General features: G+C 62.7%; 14 protein-coding genes. 6 read left to right on the plus strand and 8 right to left on the minus strand.

The window, feature by feature from the left end:
- Positions 1-47: 47 nt before the first annotated feature.
- Together gap and tkt are read right to left on the minus strand one after the other, a co-directional pair.
- The gene (gene gap, locus IG168_RS05545; protein WP_193162679.1) at positions 48-1,061 is read right to left on the minus strand and encodes a type I glyceraldehyde-3-phosphate dehydrogenase; all 1,014 of its coding nucleotides are present in this window, start codon (positions 1,059-1,061) and stop codon (positions 48-50) included.
- 83 nt (positions 1,062-1,144) lie between these two features.
- Positions 1,145-3,148, minus strand: a complete 2,004-nt coding sequence (gene tkt, locus IG168_RS05550) for a transketolase (protein ID WP_193162681.1) — start codon at positions 3,146-3,148, stop codon at positions 1,145-1,147.
- 292 nt (positions 3,149-3,440) lie between these two features.
- On the opposite strand from tkt, the gene IG168_RS05555 reads away from it, so the two are divergent.
- The 5 genes from IG168_RS05555 to IG168_RS05575 all read left to right on the plus strand — a co-directional run bounded on the left by IG168_RS05555 (position 3,441) and on the right by IG168_RS05575 (position 10,260).
- Complete coding sequence (locus tag IG168_RS05555; protein WP_193162683.1) at positions 3,441-4,415, plus strand: metalloregulator ArsR/SmtB family transcription factor; 975 nt, start codon at positions 3,441-3,443, stop codon at positions 4,413-4,415.
- 90 nt (positions 4,416-4,505) lie between these two features.
- A complete protein-coding gene (metK, locus tag IG168_RS05560) occupies positions 4,506-5,726 on the plus strand; it encodes a methionine adenosyltransferase (RefSeq protein WP_193162685.1) in 1,221 nt (406 codons plus the stop codon).
- A 114-nt stretch (positions 5,727-5,840) separates the two neighbouring features.
- Positions 5,841-7,217: an adenosylhomocysteinase gene (ahcY, locus tag IG168_RS05565; protein WP_449843657.1), complete on the plus strand. Its 1,377-nt coding sequence runs from the start codon at positions 5,841-5,843 to the stop codon at positions 7,215-7,217.
- 62 nt (positions 7,218-7,279) lie between these two features.
- Entirely contained in the window at positions 7,280-8,122 is an 843-nt protein-coding gene (gene metF / locus IG168_RS05570; protein WP_193162689.1) for a methylenetetrahydrofolate reductase [NAD(P)H], read from the plus strand.
- A 143-nt stretch (positions 8,123-8,265) separates the two neighbouring features.
- On the plus strand, positions 8,266-10,260 hold the full coding sequence (locus tag IG168_RS05575) for an OPT family oligopeptide transporter (protein WP_193162692.1): 1,995 nt from the start codon (positions 8,266-8,268) through the stop codon (positions 10,258-10,260).
- A 20-nt stretch (positions 10,261-10,280) separates the two neighbouring features.
- Here the strand turns inward: IG168_RS05575 and IG168_RS05580 are convergent, their stop codons facing one another.
- Positions 10,281-10,856 (minus strand): OmpA family protein, encoded by a 576-nt coding sequence (locus IG168_RS05580; RefSeq protein ID WP_193162693.1) that lies wholly within the window; start codon positions 10,854-10,856, stop codon positions 10,281-10,283.
- A gap of 154 nt (positions 10,857-11,010) precedes the next feature.
- On the opposite strand from IG168_RS05580, the gene IG168_RS05585 reads away from it, so the two are divergent.
- Positions 11,011-11,742, plus strand: coding sequence for a hypothetical protein (locus IG168_RS05585; RefSeq protein WP_193162695.1), 732 nt, complete (start codon positions 11,011-11,013; stop codon positions 11,740-11,742).
- A 17-nt stretch (positions 11,743-11,759) separates the two neighbouring features.
- Here IG168_RS05585 and IG168_RS05590 read toward each other — a convergent pair whose 3' ends face one another.
- From IG168_RS05590 to IG168_RS05610, 5 genes are all read right to left on the minus strand, one after another.
- Entirely contained in the window at positions 11,760-12,407 is a 648-nt protein-coding gene (locus IG168_RS05590; RefSeq protein ID WP_193162697.1) for an HAD family hydrolase, read from the minus strand.
- A 15-nt stretch (positions 12,408-12,422) separates the two neighbouring features.
- Complete coding sequence (locus IG168_RS05595) at positions 12,423-12,791, minus strand: hypothetical protein (RefSeq protein ID WP_193162699.1); 369 nt, start codon at positions 12,789-12,791, stop codon at positions 12,423-12,425.
- Positions 12,792-12,899: 108 nt separating this feature from the next.
- On the minus strand, positions 12,900-13,646 hold the full coding sequence (locus IG168_RS05600; protein WP_193162701.1) for a 16S rRNA (uracil(1498)-N(3))-methyltransferase: 747 nt from the start codon (positions 13,644-13,646) through the stop codon (positions 12,900-12,902).
- 78 nt (positions 13,647-13,724) lie between these two features.
- Positions 13,725-16,862, minus strand: coding sequence for an efflux RND transporter permease subunit (locus IG168_RS05605; protein ID WP_193162703.1), 3,138 nt, complete (start codon positions 16,860-16,862; stop codon positions 13,725-13,727).
- A 2-nt stretch (positions 16,863-16,864) separates the two neighbouring features.
- Positions 16,865-18,124, minus strand: a complete 1,260-nt coding sequence (locus IG168_RS05610) for an efflux RND transporter periplasmic adaptor subunit (RefSeq protein WP_319024667.1) — start codon at positions 18,122-18,124, stop codon at positions 16,865-16,867.
- Positions 18,125-18,332 lie beyond the last annotated feature (208 nt).

Below are 18,332 nucleotides of genomic sequence, written 5' to 3' on the forward strand. Positions count from 1 at the left end.
TTAGGGGCACGAAGGATACCAAAACCGGGCAAGAAAGCACGCCGCAGCTAGCTGAGCGCGGTTTTTTCCGCAACATCCAGCATTCTGTTGGCAAAGCCCCACTCGTTATCGAACCAGATCAGCACTTTGACCAGCCTACCGCCGGCCACCCGTGTCTGGCTGGCGTCGACGATGCCGGAGCGAGTGTCGTGGTTGAAATCGCAGGACGCGAGGGGCTCCTCGGTGTAGCCGAGAATACCGGCGAACTCGGATTCGGCAGCGGATTGAAGCAGGGCGTTCACTTCGGCCTGGGTGACAGACTTGTGCACCTGGATGGAGAGGTCGATGGCGGACACGTTAACCGTGGGAACGCGCATCGCCTGGGCTTCGAACCGGTCCGCCAGGTGCGGCAGTATGCGCTCGATACCGCGGGCGAGGCCGGTGTCCACGGGAATGATCGAGGTCATTGCCGAGCGGGTCTTGCGCAAGTCGGTGTGGTGGTAGGCGTCACTTACCGGCTGGTCGTTCATGGCCGAGTGGATCGTCGTGATGACGCCGGCGTCGATACCGAAGGCCCGGTCCAGGGCGTAGATCACCGGCACGCTGCAGTTAGTGGTGCAGGAGGCGGCGGAGACGATGGTTTCGCCCCCAGTCAGGATTTTATCGTTGACGCCGTAAACGATGGTCGCATCCACATCGCGGCTGGCCGGCTGGGAGAAAAGCACCTTTTTCGCGCCGGCATTCAGGTGCAGTTCGGCCCGCTCCCGTTCTGTGAAGCTGCCGGTGCACTCCAGCACGATATCGATATCGTGTTTGGCCCAGTCGAGGTCTTCCAACGCTTCGTGGTGGGTAACAGCGATGGGATCGCCGTTGACGATGAGCGTTTCGGCTTCGGTGGAGACGTGACCGGCAAAACGACCGTGGACCGAATCGTATTTGGTCAGGTGGGCGATGGTGGCGCAGTCTGCCAGTTCGTTGATCGCCACTATCTGCATGCGGTCGCGGGCACCGGATTCATACAGGGCGCGCAGTACTGACCGGCCGATGCGGCCGTAGCCATTGATGGCGAGGCGGATACTCATTAACGCTTGGCCATATGCAGCATGGGGCTTGGCTCCGGGACAGCTGGATCCCGGCAGAGGCCGGGATCCAGGTTGATGGGGACTTACTTCAGCAGTTTTTCCACGGTCTCGACCACGTTGTCGACGGTAAAGCCGAACTCCTTCATCAGCACACCGCCGGGCGCGGATTCACCGAAGGAGCTCATGCCGACGATATCGCCGTCGAAGCCGACAAACTTGTACCAGTAGTCCCGATGGCTGGCTTCCACGGCGACGCGGGTGCGCACGGCGGAGGGCAGTACCGACTCGCGGTAGGCCTCGTCCTGCTCCATGAACACTTCGGCACAGGGCATGGAAACCACGCGGATCTTTTTACCGGACAGCTTTTTCTGCGCCTCGATGGCCAGCTCCACTTCGGAACCAGTGGCAATGATGATCGCTTCCGGCGCGCCATCGCAGTCGGACAGCACGTAACCGCCTTTTTCGATCTGTTTGACCTTGGTCTCGTCGCGCTTCTGCGGCGCCAGGCCCTGGCGGCTGAAAATCAGCGCGCTGGGGCCATCCTTGCGCGCCACGGCCATTTTCCAGCTCACCGCGGACTCGGTGGTATCGCACGGGCGCCAGGTGTGCAGGTTCGGTGTCGCGCGCAGGGCGGCCAGCTGTTCCACCGGCTGGTGGGTCGGGCCGTCTTCGCCGAGGCCGATGGAGTCGTGGGTGTAGACGAAGATCACACGCTGCTTCATCAGGGCGGCCATGCGCACGGCGTTGCGCGCGTATTCCATGAACATCAGGAAGGTCGCGCCGTAGGGAACGAAACCGCCGTGCAGGGCGATACCGTTCATGATCGCGCTCATACCGAATTCACGCACACCGTAGTAGACGTAGTTGCCGGAGGCATCGTCCGCGGTCACGCCTTTGGAGTCGGACCAGATGGTGAGGTTGGAGCCGGCCAGGTCGGCGGAGCCGCCGAGGAATTCCGGCAGCAGCGGGCCGAAGGCGTTCAGTGTGTTCTGGCTCGCCTTGCGCGAGGCAATTTTCTCGGCATCCTGCTGGCACTGCTTGATGTACTCGTCGGCCTTCACCAGGAAGTCCGCGGGCAGTTCACCGCTCGCACGGCGCTCAAATTCCGCCGCCAGCTCCGGGAACTCCTCGCGGTAGTCGGCGAAGATATCTTGCCACTCCTCTTCCTGCGCCTCGCCTTTGCCGCGCGCGCTCCAGCCGGCGTAGATCTCTTCCGGAATCTCGAACGGGGCATAGGGCCAGTTGATGGTCTCGCGTACCAGTGCCACCTCGTCCTCACCCAGGGCGGCGCCGTGACACTCCTCGCGGCCCTGCTTGTTGGGCGAGCCGAAACCGATCACGGTCTTGCAGCAGATGATGGTGGGCTTGTCGGTGACCGCGCGGGCTTCCTCGATCGCCGCCTTGATCGCGGCGGAATCGTGGCCGTCGACACCCGGGATCACGTGCCAGCCATAGGCTTCGAAGCGCTTGGGCGTGTCGTCGGTGAACCAGCCCTCGACTTCACCATCGATGGAAATGCCGTTGTCGTCGTAGAAGGCGATCAGCTTGCCCAGGCCCAGGGTGCCGGCCAGGGAGCAGGCCTCGTGGGAGATGCCCTCCATCAGGCAGCCGTCACCCATGAAGGTGTAGGTGTGGTGATCCACCAGCTCGTAACCGGGACGGTTGAACTGCGCCGCCAGCACCTTCTCCGCCAGCGCCATGCCCACGGCGTTGGTGATGCCCTGGCCCAGCGGTCCAGTGGTGGTTTCCACACCCGGCGCATAGCCGTATTCCGGGTGGCCCGGGGTCTTGGAGTGCAGCTGGCGGAAGTTCTGCAGCTCTTCGATCGGCAGGTCGTAGCCGCTCAGGTGCAGCAGCGAATACAGCAGCATGGAACCGTGGCCGTTGGACAGCACGAAGCGGTCGCGGTCCGCCCAGTGCGGGTTGGCCGGGTTGTGCTTCAGGTAGTCGTTCCACAGGACTTCGGCGATGTCCGCCATCCCCATGGGCGCGCCGGGGTGGCCACTGTTGGCTTTCTGCACGGCATCCATGGACAGGGCGCGAATGGCATTGGCCAGTTCGGTGCGAGACGGGTTGCGGGAAGACATAGGGCGAACTCTCTGGAATCGATTTGGGGCCGGAACCATCCCTGAAGATAGGCCACGGCGGCGAAATTGTGCCCGCAACCACATTGGATGTGCCTGCAGCCAGCGAAAAAGGAGGCGTATTTTCCCGTAATCAGGCGGGATGCGCAAAGGCTCCTCGGCCCATTTGCACTGACAGGCCCTCGCAACCTGCAGAACCGGCAGTCTCTGGCGGGTCAATCTGCATCAAAAATTTTCAATGCAGCTATATCAAAAAATTTTGATATAGCTCAAAACCGCTGCTAGACTCCCCGCCATGCTTCAATCCCAGACCTCTCCAGAGTCCGCCGCACCCAGCGATACAGCTAGCGGCGACAGCATTGCGCAGCTGGCCGCACGCCTGAAGGCGGCCGGCGATCCGCTGCGCCTGGAGATTCTGCGCCTGCTGAGCCAGGACTCCTACAGCGTGCTGGAGCTGTGCCGCATCTTCGAACTGCGCCAGCCGGCCCTCAGCCACCACCTCAAGGTGCTGGCCCAGGCGGAACTGGTCAGCAAACGCCGCGAGGGCAACAACCTCTTTTACCGCCGCAGCAGCCACAACGATGGCCTGCAACAGCTGTTCGCCAGCCTCGACCGGCTGCCGCTGAACCCGGAGCGGGCCGCCGCGGTGGAAGAGATCGCCAAAGAGCGGGCTGAGGCGTCACGGCGCTTTTTTGCCGATTACGGTAATCGCTTCCGCGAACAGCAGGAGCTGATCGCCAGCTATGATGTGTACGGTCCGCAGGTTGCCCAGCTGCTGAAACCGGGCAGCGCGGCGCTGGAAGTGGGCCCCGGAGAGGGCGAATTCCTCGCCGAACTGGCCAGCCGCTTTGAGCGGGTCACCGCGCTGGATCTGTCCCGCGCCATGCTCGAGCGGGCCCGGCAGTTTGCCGATGACCGGCAGCTGGGCAATATCGAATTTATCTGTGGCGACACGCGCGAAGCAGTAGCACGGCCGCAGAGTGCCGACAGCATTGTCGTCAACATGGTGCTGCACCACACGCCGGATCCGGCGCAGATACTGCGCGACCTGCACGCGGCCCTGAAAGGCGGCGGCCAGCTGCTGGTGGCGGAACTGCAGGATCACCGCCAGGACTGGGCCCGCGAGGCCTGCGGCGACCTGTGGCTGGGCTTTGCGCCGGAACAGTTACAGGGCTGGGCGGAAGAGGCCGGGCTGCAGAACGGGCGCAGTGTCTACAGTGCGCTGCGCAACGGTTTCCAGATTCAGATTCGGGAATTCATCAAACCCTGAACAAACACCGCGGGAGCCCGCTTACCGGGCCCGCAGAAACATTGATTGAGCTTTTCATTTTTGCCGCAGGCAAAACAAGGAGACTTTCACATGAGTGAATACAGACTGTTTACCTCGGAGTCCGTGTCCGAAGGACACCCGGACAAGATCGCCGACCAGATTTCCGATGCGGTTCTGGATGCCCTGCTGGCGCGCGACAAGCAGGCGCGGGTCGCCTGCGAAACACTGGTGAAGACCGGCATCGCGGTGATTGCCGGCGAGATCTCCACGTCGGCCTGGGTCGACCTGGAAGACCTGGTGCGCAAGGTCATCACCGATATCGGCTACACCTCTTCCGACGTCGGCTACGACGGCGAGACCTGCGGTGTGATCAACGTGATCGGCAAACAGTCCATGGACATCGCCCAGGGCGTCGACCGCGCCAAGCCGGAAGACCAGGGCGCAGGCGACCAGGGCCTGATGTTCGGTTACGCCACCGACGAGACCCCGACCTTCATGCCGGCGCCGATTTACTACGCCCACCGCCTGGTAGAGCGCCAGGCGGAAGCGCGCAAATCCGGCCTGCTGCCGTGGCTGCGCCCGGACGCGAAGAGCCAGATCACTTTCCGCTACGACGAGAGCGGCAAGCCCTGCGCCATCGACGCCGTGGTGCTGTCCACACAACACAACCCGGAAGTCAGCCAGGAAGACTTGCGCGAGGCGGTGCTGGAACTGATCGTGCATCACGTGCTGCCGGAAGAGTGGCTGCATGCGGGCACCAAGTACCACATCAACCCCACCGGCAAATTCGTGATCGGCGGCCCCGTGGGTGACTGCGGCCTGACCGGGCGCAAGATCATCGTCGACACTTACGGCGGTTCCGCCCGCCACGGCGGCGGAGCCTTCTCCGGTAAGGATCCGTCCAAGGTGGACCGCTCTGCGGCCTACGCCGGACGCTATGTGGCGAAGAACATCGTCGCCGCCGGTCTCGCCAACCGCTGCGAAATCCAGGTGTCCTACGCCATCGGCGTGGCCGAACCGACCTCTGTGTCGATCAACACCTTCGGTACCGGCAAGGTGAGCGAGGAGAAACTGATCGAGCTGGTGCGCGAGCACTTCGATCTGCGCCCCTACGCGATTTCCAAGGCGCTGGACCTGCTGCACCCGATGTATCAGCTGACCGCCGCCTACGGTCACTTCGGCCGCGAGCCGTTCGAGCACACCTACGAGTGGATCGACAGCAACGGCGAGCAGCGCAGTGAAACCTTTACTGCCTTCCCGTGGGAGAAAACCGACAAGGCCGAGGCGCTGCGCGCGCACGCCGGTATTTAATTCAGACCAATCGCGCATTCGTCATGCCGGCGCAAGCCGGCATGACGAACAAGAAAGTGGCCGGAAAAAAGGCCAACACAGAACGAACAAATTAATAGGTAGAAAATGAACCAGATGAGCACCGAATTCAAAGACTTCAAAGTTGCCGATATTTCCCTGGCAGGCTGGGGGCGCCGCGAAATTGAAATCGCCGAGGGCGAAATGCCGGCACTGATGACCCTGCGCGAGAAATACCGCGCGGCGCAGCCGCTCGCCGGCGCGCGCATCATGGGCTGCATCCATATGACCATCCAGACCGCGGTGCTGATCGAGACGCTTGTAGCCCTAGGCGCACAGGTCCGCTGGTCCTCGTGCAATATTTTCTCCACCCAGGATCACGCCGCTGCGGCCATCGCCGCCAGTGGTATTCCGGTCTTTGCCTGGAAAGGTGAGACAGAGGAAGAGTACGAGTGGTGCCTTGAGCGCACCGTCGGCGACGATGTGGCCGGCTGGCAGCCGAACATGATTCTCGACGACGGCGGCGACCTGACCGAACTGCTGCACCGCAAATACGCGAAGATCCTCGACAACTGCCACGGCATTTCCGAGGAAACCACCACCGGCGTGCACCGCCTGCAGGACATGCTGCGCGAGGGCACACTGAAAGTGCCGGCGATCAACGTCAACGACGCGGTCACCAAGAGCAAGAACGACAACAAGTACGGCTGTCGCCACAGCCTGAACGACGCCATCAAGCGCGCCACCGACCACCTGCTGGCCGGCAAGAAAGCCCTGGTAATCGGCTACGGTGACGTGGGCAAGGGTTCCGCCGCTTCGCTGCGTCAAGAGGGCATGATCGTCAAGGTATCCGAGGTGGACCCGATCTGCGCGATGCAGGCCTGCATGGACGGCTTCGAACTGGTGTCCCCGTATAAAGACGGCATCAACGACGGCACTTCCGACCGTATCAACCGCGATCTGCTCGGCAACACCGACCTGATCGTGACCACCACCGGCAACACCAACGTGTGCGATGCGCACATGCTCAGCGCGCTGAAGAGCGGCGCCGTGGTGTGCAACATCGGCCACTTCGACAACGAGATCGACACCGCCTATATGCGCAAGAACTGGGAGTGGCAGGAAGTGAAGCCGCAGGTACACAAGATCGTGCGCAATGCCGCCAACAACGACCACCTGCTGCTGCTGTCCGAGGGCCGCCTGGTGAACCTGGGCAACGCCACCGGCCACCCCAGCCGCATCATGGACGGCTCCTTCGCCAACCAGGTACTCGCACAGATCCACCTGTTCGAGGAAAAGTTTGCCGAGCTGCCGGCGGACCAGAAAGTTTCTGCGCTCTACGTGAAGGTGCTGCCGAAACAGCTGGACGAGGAAGTCGCGCGCTACATGGTGCAGGGTTTCGGCGGCGTCATCACGCGCATGACCGAAGACCAGGCCAAGTATATCGGCGTCTCCGTAGACGGCCCCTACAAACCGGAAAGCTACAAGTATTAAACGACCCAGGGCTGGATCCGGCACGCGCCGGCATCCAGCCACAGGGACTGGAATAAAGCACCATGACCGACACCCCCAGAATCAGCTTCGAGTTCTTTCCGCCCAAGACCGTCGAGGGCCGTGAAAAACTGTACAAGACCCGCGAAGCGCTGCAGGCCTTCGAGCCGGAATTCTTTTCCGTCACCTACGGCGCCGGCGGCACCACCCGCGAGACCACGGCCAATATCGTCACCGACATGCGTCGCGACGGTATCTCCATCGCACCGCACCTGTCCTTCGGCGGCGACAACGAGGAAACCGTGCTGGGCCTGCTGAACCAGTACCGGGAAGCGGGCGTGGACCGTATCGTCGCCCTGCGCGGTGATATGCCATCGGGTATGGGGGCGGTGGCGCAGCTGGTCTACGCCAACGAGCTAGTGGCGTTTATCCGCCGCCACACCGGCGACCAGTTCCATCTGGAGGTGGCGGCCTATCCGGAAATCCACCCGGAGGCCGAGAGCTACGATGACGACATCCGCTACCTGAAGGGCAAGTTCGAGGCCGGCGCCAACAGCGCGCTGACCCAGTACTTTTACAATCCGGATGCCTATTTCTATTTTCTCGACCAGTGTGAAAAGGCCGGCATCGACGCACCGATTTATCCGGGCATTATGCCGATTACCAACTTCACCAACCTGGCGCGCTTCTCGCGCAACTGCGGGGCGGAAATTCCGCGCTGGCTGCGTCATCGGATGGAGAGTTACCGCGATCCGGAAGACATTCGCAAGCTGGGCCTGGAAGTGGTTACAGACCTGTGCGACACCCTGCTCGAGGGCGGCGCACCCGGGCTGCATTTCTACACCATGAACCAGATCGGCCCGAGCGCGGCAATTCTGAACGCGCTGGGTTTCGGCGACGAAGAGTAACCGCCCCTGTTCCTGTCGAGCGGCCACTGGCCGCTCTCTCTTTCGCTGCAACTCCGCCTTAAAAAGTACGTCTGCACCAGTTCAAAGCGCTCTCTTTCCGATCTGCTATAAGAAAGTAAGCCAATAATAACTGGGAGCAGCCCATGGCCGACCACCCTCTCGTGCCGGCTGATCGCCAAATCAGCGAACTGACGATCAAAGCGCTGATTCTCGGCGCACTGCTGTCGGCGATACTCGCCGCCGCCAACGCCTATATCGGATTGTTGGTTGGCCTCACCGTCTCCGCCTCCATTCCCGCTGCCGCCCTGTCCATGGGCATACTGCGGCTGTTCCGGCGCTCCTCCATTCTGGAAAACAACATGGTGCAGACTGCCGCTTCCGCCGGCGAATCCCTCGCGGCCGGCATCATCTTCACGCTGCCGGCGCTGGTGATGATGGGGGCCTGGGCGGGCTATCACTGGGGCACCATGACGATGATCGGTATCCTCGGCGGCGTACTCGGTGTGGCCTTTACGATTCCATTGCGCCGCGCACTGATCGTGGAAGCGGAGCTGACCTTTCCCGAAGGTGTGGCCACGGCGCAGGTACTGAAAACCGGAGGCATCGAAACCGATAAGGACCACCCGGAGTACCGACCCAGCGCGGAAACCAAGCGCGGCCTGCGTCTCCTGTTGACCGCCGCCGGGCTGAGCGGACTGATCAAACTGCTCGAATCCGGCGTCGGCCTGCTGGCCGGCGGCGTCGCCGCAACCAAGAGCTGGCTCGGCGGCAAGTGGCTGTTTACCGGCGACATCACCCTGAGCCCGGCACTGCTCGGTGTGGGCTATATCGTCGGCCTCAATGTGGCGGTGCTGGTATTTCTCGGCGGAACCATCGGCACCCTGATCGGCGTGCCGATCAACTGGCTGGTGAACGGCGACGAGCTGATGCAGATCGCCGGTGTCAGCGGCAGCATGGGTGACTGGACTGCGCAGGACTGGGAAAGCCTCGCCGGTGCGTCCTGGCAGCAGTGCCGGCGCATCGGTGTGGGCGCAATGATGGTCGGCGGCGTCTGGTCGCTGATCACCCTGGCGAAACCGCTGGTGAACGGCGTCAAGGCGTCACTGCACGCGCACCGGCAGGCCAAAGCCGGCAAAGTGGCACTGCGCACCGAACAGGATATGCCGATTCCCTATGTCGCCCTGCTGGTGTTGCTGTCCGCAGTTCCGCTGTACTTCATTTTCCTGTTCGCGCTGGATGGTTTCCCCGGGCGCCTGTGGATTGCCGCGATCATGTCCGGCCTGATGCTGATACTGGGTTTCGTGTTCGCCTCGGTCGCCGGCTACATGGCCGGCCTGGTGGGCTCCAGCAACAACCCGATCAGCGGGGTCACCATCGCCACGGTCATCGTATCGGCACTGATTCTGCTGCAGTTGATGGGCAACGAGGGCATGGCCGCGAAGCTCGGCCCCATTGCGGTGATGTATCTGGCCGGCATGATCTGCTCGGCGGCGGCCATCGCCGGTGACAATATGCAGGACCTGAAGTGCGGCCATCTCCTCGGCGCCACCCCCTGGCGCCAGCAGATATTCCAGATTATCGGGGTAGTCGCCGCGGCCGGTGCCATTCCACTGGTGTTGTCGATTCTCGACCAGGGCTACGGTATCGGCCGGGTCAGTCCGCTCAACCCGGAAGCGCAACCGCTGTCCGCTCCACAGGCGAGCCTGATGCGCGATCTCTCCACCGGCATCTTCGGCGCGGGTATCGAGTGGGTCTACATCTTTGTCGGGTTCGGATTGGCTGTGCTACTGATCGTGCTCGACCAGATACAGAAAGCCCGCAGTGCCCATTTCCGCTTTCCGGTGCTCGCCGTGGCAGTGGGCGTCTATCTGCCGCTCGGCCTGTCGATTCCGATTTTCCTCGGCGGCCTGCTGGCCCACTGGCAGCAGAAACGGCGCGGCAGTGAAGAGACGGAGGGCGACGGACTGCTACTGGCGTCCGGCCTGATTACCGGCGAGGCACTGATGGGGGTCTTAGTCGCCGTACTCGCGGTAGCTACACCCGGCAAGGTTCCCTATCTGAGCGAAATGGCCCTGTCGCCGTGGTTGGGTCTGGCCGCGCTGGCACTGTGCTTCCTGTACCTGGCGAAAAAGGGCTGAGCGGGTAAATCCGGCAGCTGTCAGTGTTGGCGGGGCAGTGAAACCTCTACCGGCTGCGAGTCGAAGTTCAGCACCCGCACCACCAGGCGGCGGTTCTCCCGCTGTCCGGCGGGTGTGGCGTTGTCGGCGATCGGGCGACTGTCACCAAAGCCCTCGGCTTCCACACGCGCGGCGTCAATGCCGCGCTCGAGCAGAAAACTGCGCACCCAGTCCGCGCGCCACTGGGACAGCTTCAGGTTCTTGCCCGCATCGCCGGCATTGTCGGTATGTCCCTCGATGGCAACCTGCAGGCGCGGGAAGTCCCGCATAATCACCAGCAGCGCTTCGACTTCGCCAATGGTATCCATCCGCGGCGCAAATCCCCCCGGCTCGAACTCCACCTGCAAAATAAATTCGCTGCCGCTCTTGCGCGGGTGGCCGCGCAGATAGCGCACCAGATCGTCGGCGAAGGGCGCCGCGCGCCGCGCGGCCATTTCGTCTTCACCGCCGGTAACACGTTCCAGCGGATGCAGGGCGTACTTCTTGTGAGGGTCGTAACAGCCGTGCACGAGCAGCGACAGACAGAGCACACAGAGAATGCGGCTCAAAATGGCCATTGATCAGACTCCCGCTTTTCTGGCGTCAAAATCATTGTAGTGCGGGCACTATGTTCGCGACGACTTCCGGCGATTCGCCATCCCCGTATTACCTGTGGCCATAACGCGACCTTATGCTTCGCGGTACTGCAAACCCCTCGACAAGGAGGTGGTGATGGCACGTCCTACCCTTTGCCTGATTGCCGTGCTGTGCCTGCTCCCCGCCGCGACTGCCCAGCAGATCGTCTCGGTAGATCCAGGCGTTATCTGGCTGCAATCCGACGCATCCGTAAACCGCTCGATCACCTGGCGGCTGGCGAGTCGCGGCGGCGCCAACTCCAGTCACGGGGAATTCGTCAACCTGGGCAACAATCAGGTACTGGCGCGGGTCGACAGGCCGCTGGGGATTACCGCCGACAGCGGCACCGTCAGCGAGCAGCTGAGACTATCGGCCGCCCAGGCGCACAAATGGTACGCCGCCGGCGTGCGGCGCCTCGGCTACCGGCGCACCTTCAGCGGGGACGCCGGCACCCTGTCCAACCGGGTCGTCATCGACCTGCGCGGCAGCGGCCGCCTCATCGCCCTCAGCGCATCCCCAGACCAGCAGACACTGACACCGAATTCACAGCGGATGATGGTCGTGTGGACACTGAGCAGCGATATCGGCGAGGTGAATGCGGGATCGGTAAGCGGGCTGTTTACGGTCGGTGACCGGGTCATCTACAGCATCGAGGAGCCGCTGTACAACAGCGGGGCAATGACAGTGCGTGAGGTGGTGGAACTACCACCGGGACTGGTTGCGGACCTGCTGGCCAGCGGCATCGACCGCGTGCGCTACAGCCGCACCTTCATCGACGACAAGGACAGCCGGCGCAGCGCGTCGGTGATGGTGAATCTGTCGCGGTAACGGCGCGGGCGTTTCGCTCAGAGGAAATTGACGACCGCCATCAGATCACTCACGACCCGCGCACCGACTTTCTCCAACTGCGGTGCGCGCACCGGGTGGCCGCTGTAGCCGACCACCGGCATCCCCGCGGTCACCGCCGCTTTGACGCCGGCAATGGAATCCTCCACCACCAGGCAGTGCTGCGGTTCCACCCCCATCGTCTGCGCCGCATGCAGGAACAGGTCGGGCCACGGCTTGCCGCGGCTCACATCATCGACACTGAAAATACGCCCGTCGAAATAATCGTAGAGCCCGGTCTTGTTCAGGGTCAGGCGCATTTTCTCGTGGGAGCCGGACGAGGCCACGCAGCTGGGCAGGTTGAGTTGCAGCAGGTGGTCGAGCAAATCCTCGATACCGGCCACCGGCTGCAATTCCTCGTGAAACGCCTCGCGAATGCGCCGCTCGGTATTGCCGAAATAGTGATCCGGCAGCGGACCGCCGTAGCGGGTCTCGATTTCCAGCAGGCAATCCTGTGCCGGGCGGCCGCTGAACTGCTCGTCCAATTCCTCAGCGGTGGTGGTCATGCCGAGCTTGTTCATTTCCTCGGCGAGAATGCGGCAGACGATACTTTCGCTGTCCACCAGTACGCCGTCGCAATCGAAAATTACCAGTTCGGTAGAAAACATATGCGCGGAGTTTCCTCAGCTGGCCGATAACAGTAGCACGCCCAGCAAAACACCCACTGCCCCGCTGATGCGCAGAAAGGTTTCATTGCCGCCGGCGATTTTCAGCGCCAGTTCCTTGCTGCGCTCGAAGCCGATAAACAGCATATAGGCCCCGGCCAGCACCACCAGCACACCCAGTGCGTTGATCCAGATATTCCAGGCAGTGCGGGTGTCGGCGATCAGCAGCAGGATAAGGCCCACAACCACCCGTCCCCACGCCGCCACGGCGTAGCCGGTTTCATTCATGCGCTCACTGATCGAGCGCGCCAGCGCCGGTTTGACAATAATGGCGATGGACAGCGCCACGATGGTAAGGCCCAACAACCATAGGATCAGTCTGACCATTTCACTCTCCCTGAAGTGGTTTTGATTATCCGAGTACGGCGAATCCCCGCCATTATCCCGCCCGTCCACAAATAGGGGCAAGCGGGCAGCCGGCGGCCGCGCGGAAAATTACAGATCGCCCCACTGGAACTGTAACACCGACAGCGCCACCACCGGCGCCGTCTCGGTGCGCAGCACCCGCGGCCCCAGGCGCAGGGGCACAAACGACTGCGCCAGTGCCGCGTCGATTTCCACCTGCGACAGCCCCCCTTCGGGGCCCACCAGCAACAGCGCCGACTGCGGCCGGCCACGCGCTTGCTCCAGTTCGCGCAGCTGGATATCGGTGCGGTGGTGCAGCACCAGTTTCAAGCTGTCCTCTTCCGCCACTGCCGGACGCTGCAGAAACTGCGCCAGCTTGCACGGTTCGGCAATTTCCGGCACCCGGTTGCGCGCGCACTGTTCACAGGCGCTGGTGGCGATCTGGCGCCAGTGTCCGAGTTTTTTCTGCAGTCGCTCGCCGCTCAGCTTCACTTCGCAGCGCTCGGTGAACAGGGGCTGGATCCGCGCCACTCCCAGCTCGGTGGCCTTCTGCACCACCCAGTCGAAACGATCGCCGCGGGAAATACCGATGGCCAGTGTCAGCGCCAGCGGCGACTGCCGGTCCTCGGGGAAATATTCGAGCACCCGCGCCCGCGCGCGCTTGCCGGTCTCGAGCAGCTCCGCGCTGTACTCGCCGCCAGTGCCGTCAAACAGCACTAGCGAGCGGCCGGGCGCGAGGCGCAAAACCTTGACCAGGTGGCGTGAGGCGGACTCGTCCAGTTCAACGGTGTCGCGGCCCGCCAACGGCTCGGGACAAAATATACGCGGGATGCGCATGGGTGCGAATTCCTGTGGGAAACATCGATATGAAAACGCCGACACGAGGTCGGCGTTTTCAGCGGAGCGGGATCTAGTTTAGGCCTTTTCAAGGGAAACCGGCAATTCCCCCTCGCTGCCACGCTTGCCGCGAATCTTGACCCGCAGCATTTCGACGATCTTGTACAGGTTCGGCACCAGGATCAGCGTGACCACGGTGGCGCAGAGTACGCCGAACGCCAGACTCACGACCATCGGGATCAGGAACTGCGCCTGGATAGAGCGCTCGAACATGATCGGCACCAGCCCCAGGAAGGTGGTCAGCGAGGTCAGGATGATCGGGCGGAAGCGGTCGCGGCCCGCCTGCACCACTGCATCCATTACCGCCACACCCTCGGAACGCAACTGGTTGATGCGGTCCATCAATACCAGGTTGTCGTTCACCACCACGCCCGCCGCGGCGAGGAAGCCGAGCATGGACATGATGCTGATGTCGTAACCCATCAGCAGATGACCCAGGATCGCACCGAGGAAACCGAAGGGCACTGCGGTGAGAATCAGGATCGGCTGCGAATAGGAGCGGAAGGCAATCGCCAGCAGCGCGTATATGCCGAACAGTGACAGCACGAAGAAAGCGACGAGGGAGCCACTGAACTCCTCTTCCTCCTGCATTTCACCGGCGGTTTTCAGCGAGAAGCCCTGGAACTGCTTTTCCCACTGGGGCACGTCTTTGTCGCGCAGCTGCTTGAGGATTTCATGGGCATCGGCCGCGCCCGGCGTCAGTTCCGCGGTGATCTGTACCGTGCGCTCGCGGTCGTGGCGGCGGATGGTGGTGTAGCCCGGCACGTAGACCGCGTCGGCCACCGCGCTGAACGGAATCTCGCCCTGACCGGTGCGGATTCGCATGCGGTCGATCTGGTCTTCGTTGGAGCGCTCATCTTTCGGATAGCGCACCATCACGCGTACATCCTCGCGGCCACGGGGAATACGCTGCACCTCTTCACCGTAGAAGCCCTGGCGCACCTGGCGCGCCACGTCGGCGAGGCCGATACCGAAGTTGTTCGCCTGCGGCTTCAGCTGGATCTCGATGTCGCGGCGGGCGCTGACCAGATTGTCGCGCACGTCGTAGACGCCGGCGTATTTATCCAACGCATCCTTCACCTTGTCGGCGGCACGGCGCAGCTCGTCCATATCGCCGGAGGCAGTACTCAGGTTCAGCGACATACCGTTGCCGCCGTCGTTGATGGTGTGCTGGATATCCATCTCTTCCACACTGGCCGGCAGCTCGCCGATATAGTCGCGCCAGCGGTGGGCCAGGGTCTCCGAGGTGACATCGCGCTCTTCGCCATCCGTCAGCTGCAGCAGCACGTGAATATTGCCGCGCCACAGGAACACCATGGTGTTCTTGACGAACGGCTGGCCGCCGTTTTCTGCCAGCAGTTCCTTGTCCGCCGCCAGCTTCTCGCCGGCGTGCTCGAACTGCTCCATGACCCGCTTGGACTCCTGGAAGGATTCGCCCGGGGCCATGGTGGTATCCAACTGCAGCAGGTCGGAAGGCACCTTCGGTGAGAAGGCCGTGCCGATGTAGCCGCCCTTGAACAGCACCACAGCAGCCACCAGCGCCATCACGAACATCATGATGGTGGCGCGGCTATTGGCCAGGGATTTTTCCAGCAGCGGCAGGTAGTACTTTTCGCTGGCGAGGTGCATGCCGCCGGCAAACTTGGCGCGCAGCTTCTGCAGCTTCAGTCCCAGGCCGGATTTCGCCGGCTGCTCCGGTTTCATCTTGACCAGGTGGGCCGGCAGAATCAGCAGCGACTCGATCAGGGAGAAGCCCAGGGCCAGCAGCACAACCACCGGCAGTGGCATCATCATCTGCGATGTGTAGCCCGGCAGGAACAGCATCGGGATAAAGAACACCATGGTGGAGACCACGGCGAAGATCACCGGCGCGGAGACCTGCTTCACCCCCTCCTCAGCGGCGGCGAGGCCGGTGATACCGCGGTCGTGCGCGGCGTGCACCGCCTCGCCGACAATGATCGCGTCATCCACCACGATCCCGAGGATCAACAGGAAGGCGAACAGCGACAGCATGTTCAGCGTCACCCCGGTGGTGGGCAGCAGCCAGAAGGCGCCGAGGAACGCAGTGGCGATCCCCACGGTCACCCACACTGCCAGCGCCGGGCGCAGGAACAGCATCAACAAGATGAACACCAGCAACAGACCGCCCAGGGCGTTGTTGGTGAGCAGGTTCATGCGGCCCTCATAGGCCTTGGAGAAATCGAACCAGATCTCGAACTCCATGCCCGGTGGCAGCTGTTTACGCGCCTCGGTCATGAAGTCGTTGATTCGCGCCGCTGTGTCCACCACATCCAGCGGTTCGCCCTGCATCACGCGCAGGTTCATCGCCGGCTTGCCGTTGAAGCGGATAATCGAACCGTCTTCTTCAAAGCCGTCGGTGACCTTGGCCACGTCGCCGACCAGCAACTTGGTACCGTCCTTGCGGCTGACCAGCGGGATACGCTCGAAATCCGTGGCGGTATAGGCCTGGCCGCGAGTCTGCACCTGGATATCGCCGCGCTCGGAGCGCACCATACCCGCAGGCAGGTCCAGCGACGATTCGCGCACTGCCTTGGCCACGTCGTCGAAGCTCAGGTTGTAGCGGCGCAGGTCGACTTCGGACACTTCGATAGAGACTTCGTCGGCGCGGTCGCCCCAGACGTCCACCCGGCGCACACCGGGCAGCAGCGTGAGCTTGTCGCGCAGGTCCAGTGCCGTGTCTTTGAGCTGCCGCGGCGAGACGGGACCGCCGATGGCGATCATCATCATCTGCTGCTCCCACTCCTGCAGCGCGATGATCGGGCGTTCGATATCGGCGGGGAAGGTGTTGATACTGTCCACCTGTACCTTGATATCGTTGAGCAGGCGCAGCTCATCATAACCGTCCACGGCCTGGATGTTGACGGTACTGCGACCGCGCGCCGACCAGGAGTTGACCTCCTTGATGCCCTTCACCTCGGAAATCGCCTGCTCCACCCGCTGGGTGACCTGCTGCTCGACTTCCGCCGGGCCGGCACCGCGATAGGTGATACTCACCTGCACGACGCCCGGGTTGATGGTCGGGAATACTTCGCGGCCGATATGCTTGATGCCGAAGATGCCGCCGATGATGATCATGATCATCAGCAGGTTGGCGGCTTTGCTGTTACGCGCAAACCACTGAATGATGCCCTGCATGATCAGCCCTCTCCCTGCGCCGAGGCGCTGGCACTGCTGTCGGTAGTGGCGGCCGCGCTGGCAGCCTTTTCGCCTTCGGCGGCATCGCCTTCATCGCCCAGCATCAGCCCCGACGGCTTTTCGTTCAGGGGATTCGGGGTCAGCACCATGCCCTCGCGGGAATAGCCCAGGCTGGACACGATCACGCGTTCGCCGGTGGTGAGGTCGCCGCGCACCCAGGCTTCATCGCCGGCGGTCTGCAGCAGCTGGACTTTGCGGTAATGCAGCTTGTTCTCTGCATCCAGTACCAGCAACTGGTTACCCTCGTGTAGCGCCTGGCGCGGCAGGCGGGAGATATCGTCAAATGTCTTGCCGGCAATATCCGCCTCGACGAACAGGCCGTTGATCAGCGGTGCATCGCCTTCATAGGGGTGCTGCACCTGGGCCACGGCGTAAACGAAACGGCTGTTGGGATCTACGCTGGCCTCGGTGCGTACCAGCTGGCCGCGCCACTCGCGTTGCTGGCCCGCCACCTGTGCGCGCAGGCGCACGGAGGGCCCGTTCTCGATCGACTTGCCGAGCGGCAGGTTCAGCAGGTAGAGCTGGTGATCGGTCAGCGGCAGGCGCACTTCCGCAACACCGGTGCTGTGCACCGTGGCCAGCTTGGTGCCCGGTGTGACGTACTGTCCCAGATCGGTAAAGGCTTCCACCACGCGACCGGCAAACGGCGCTTTGACCTGTGTGCGCGCCAGGTTCAGCTTGGCCTGGTCGCGGTCGGCGCGCGCGGCATCCACCGCGGCTTCGGCGGCCTGCAGCTGCGGCTTGCGCAGGAACAGCGCATTGGCGGATTCGCTGCCCAGGTCGCGCCACTCGCGCTTGGCCTGCTTGGAGCGGCCCTGCTCCTGGGCCAGGGCGGATTTTGCATTGGCCAGCTGTGACTCGGCGCGCGTCAGCTGATAGCGGTAATCCGCCGGCTCAATCTGCACCAGCGCGTCGCCATCCTTGAAGAAACCACCGGCCACGAAGGCGTCATTGACGCTCTGGATCACGCCGCCGACCCGAGCCACCAGCTCGATCTCGTGGCGGGCGTGTACCGTACCCTGACTCGGTACCAGCAGGGTGTGACGTCCCGGGGTCGCATAGACCACATCGGCCACCGGCGGCACGGTCGCCGCGGCAACTTTTTCCTCGGGTTTGGGCCTGAACAGGTAAAGCGCAGTCGCCAAAGCCACCCCAGAGACAACAACAATCACCAGAAGCTTGTTTTTATTGGACAGATTCACAATTACTTCCATTGGTTAAAAAATAACTAGCTGTGCATTCTACTGAAGTTCGACGACGAATGGAGGCGTTTGGGATGCAGACCGTCGCAATTGGATGCACTTTGCCGCAAACGCCTGTCAAACCTTTCTCGGCGCGCCCGGCTCGCGCATAATGCTCCACCGAATTGATCCCGCCGGCCGGTTCCCGAACCGCGCCCGCAGAAGATGT

Origin of the sequence: Microbulbifer hainanensis, assembly GCF_014904735.1 — a bacterium.
Classification (GTDB): domain Bacteria; phylum Pseudomonadota; class Gammaproteobacteria; order Pseudomonadales; family Cellvibrionaceae; genus Microbulbifer; species Microbulbifer hainanensis.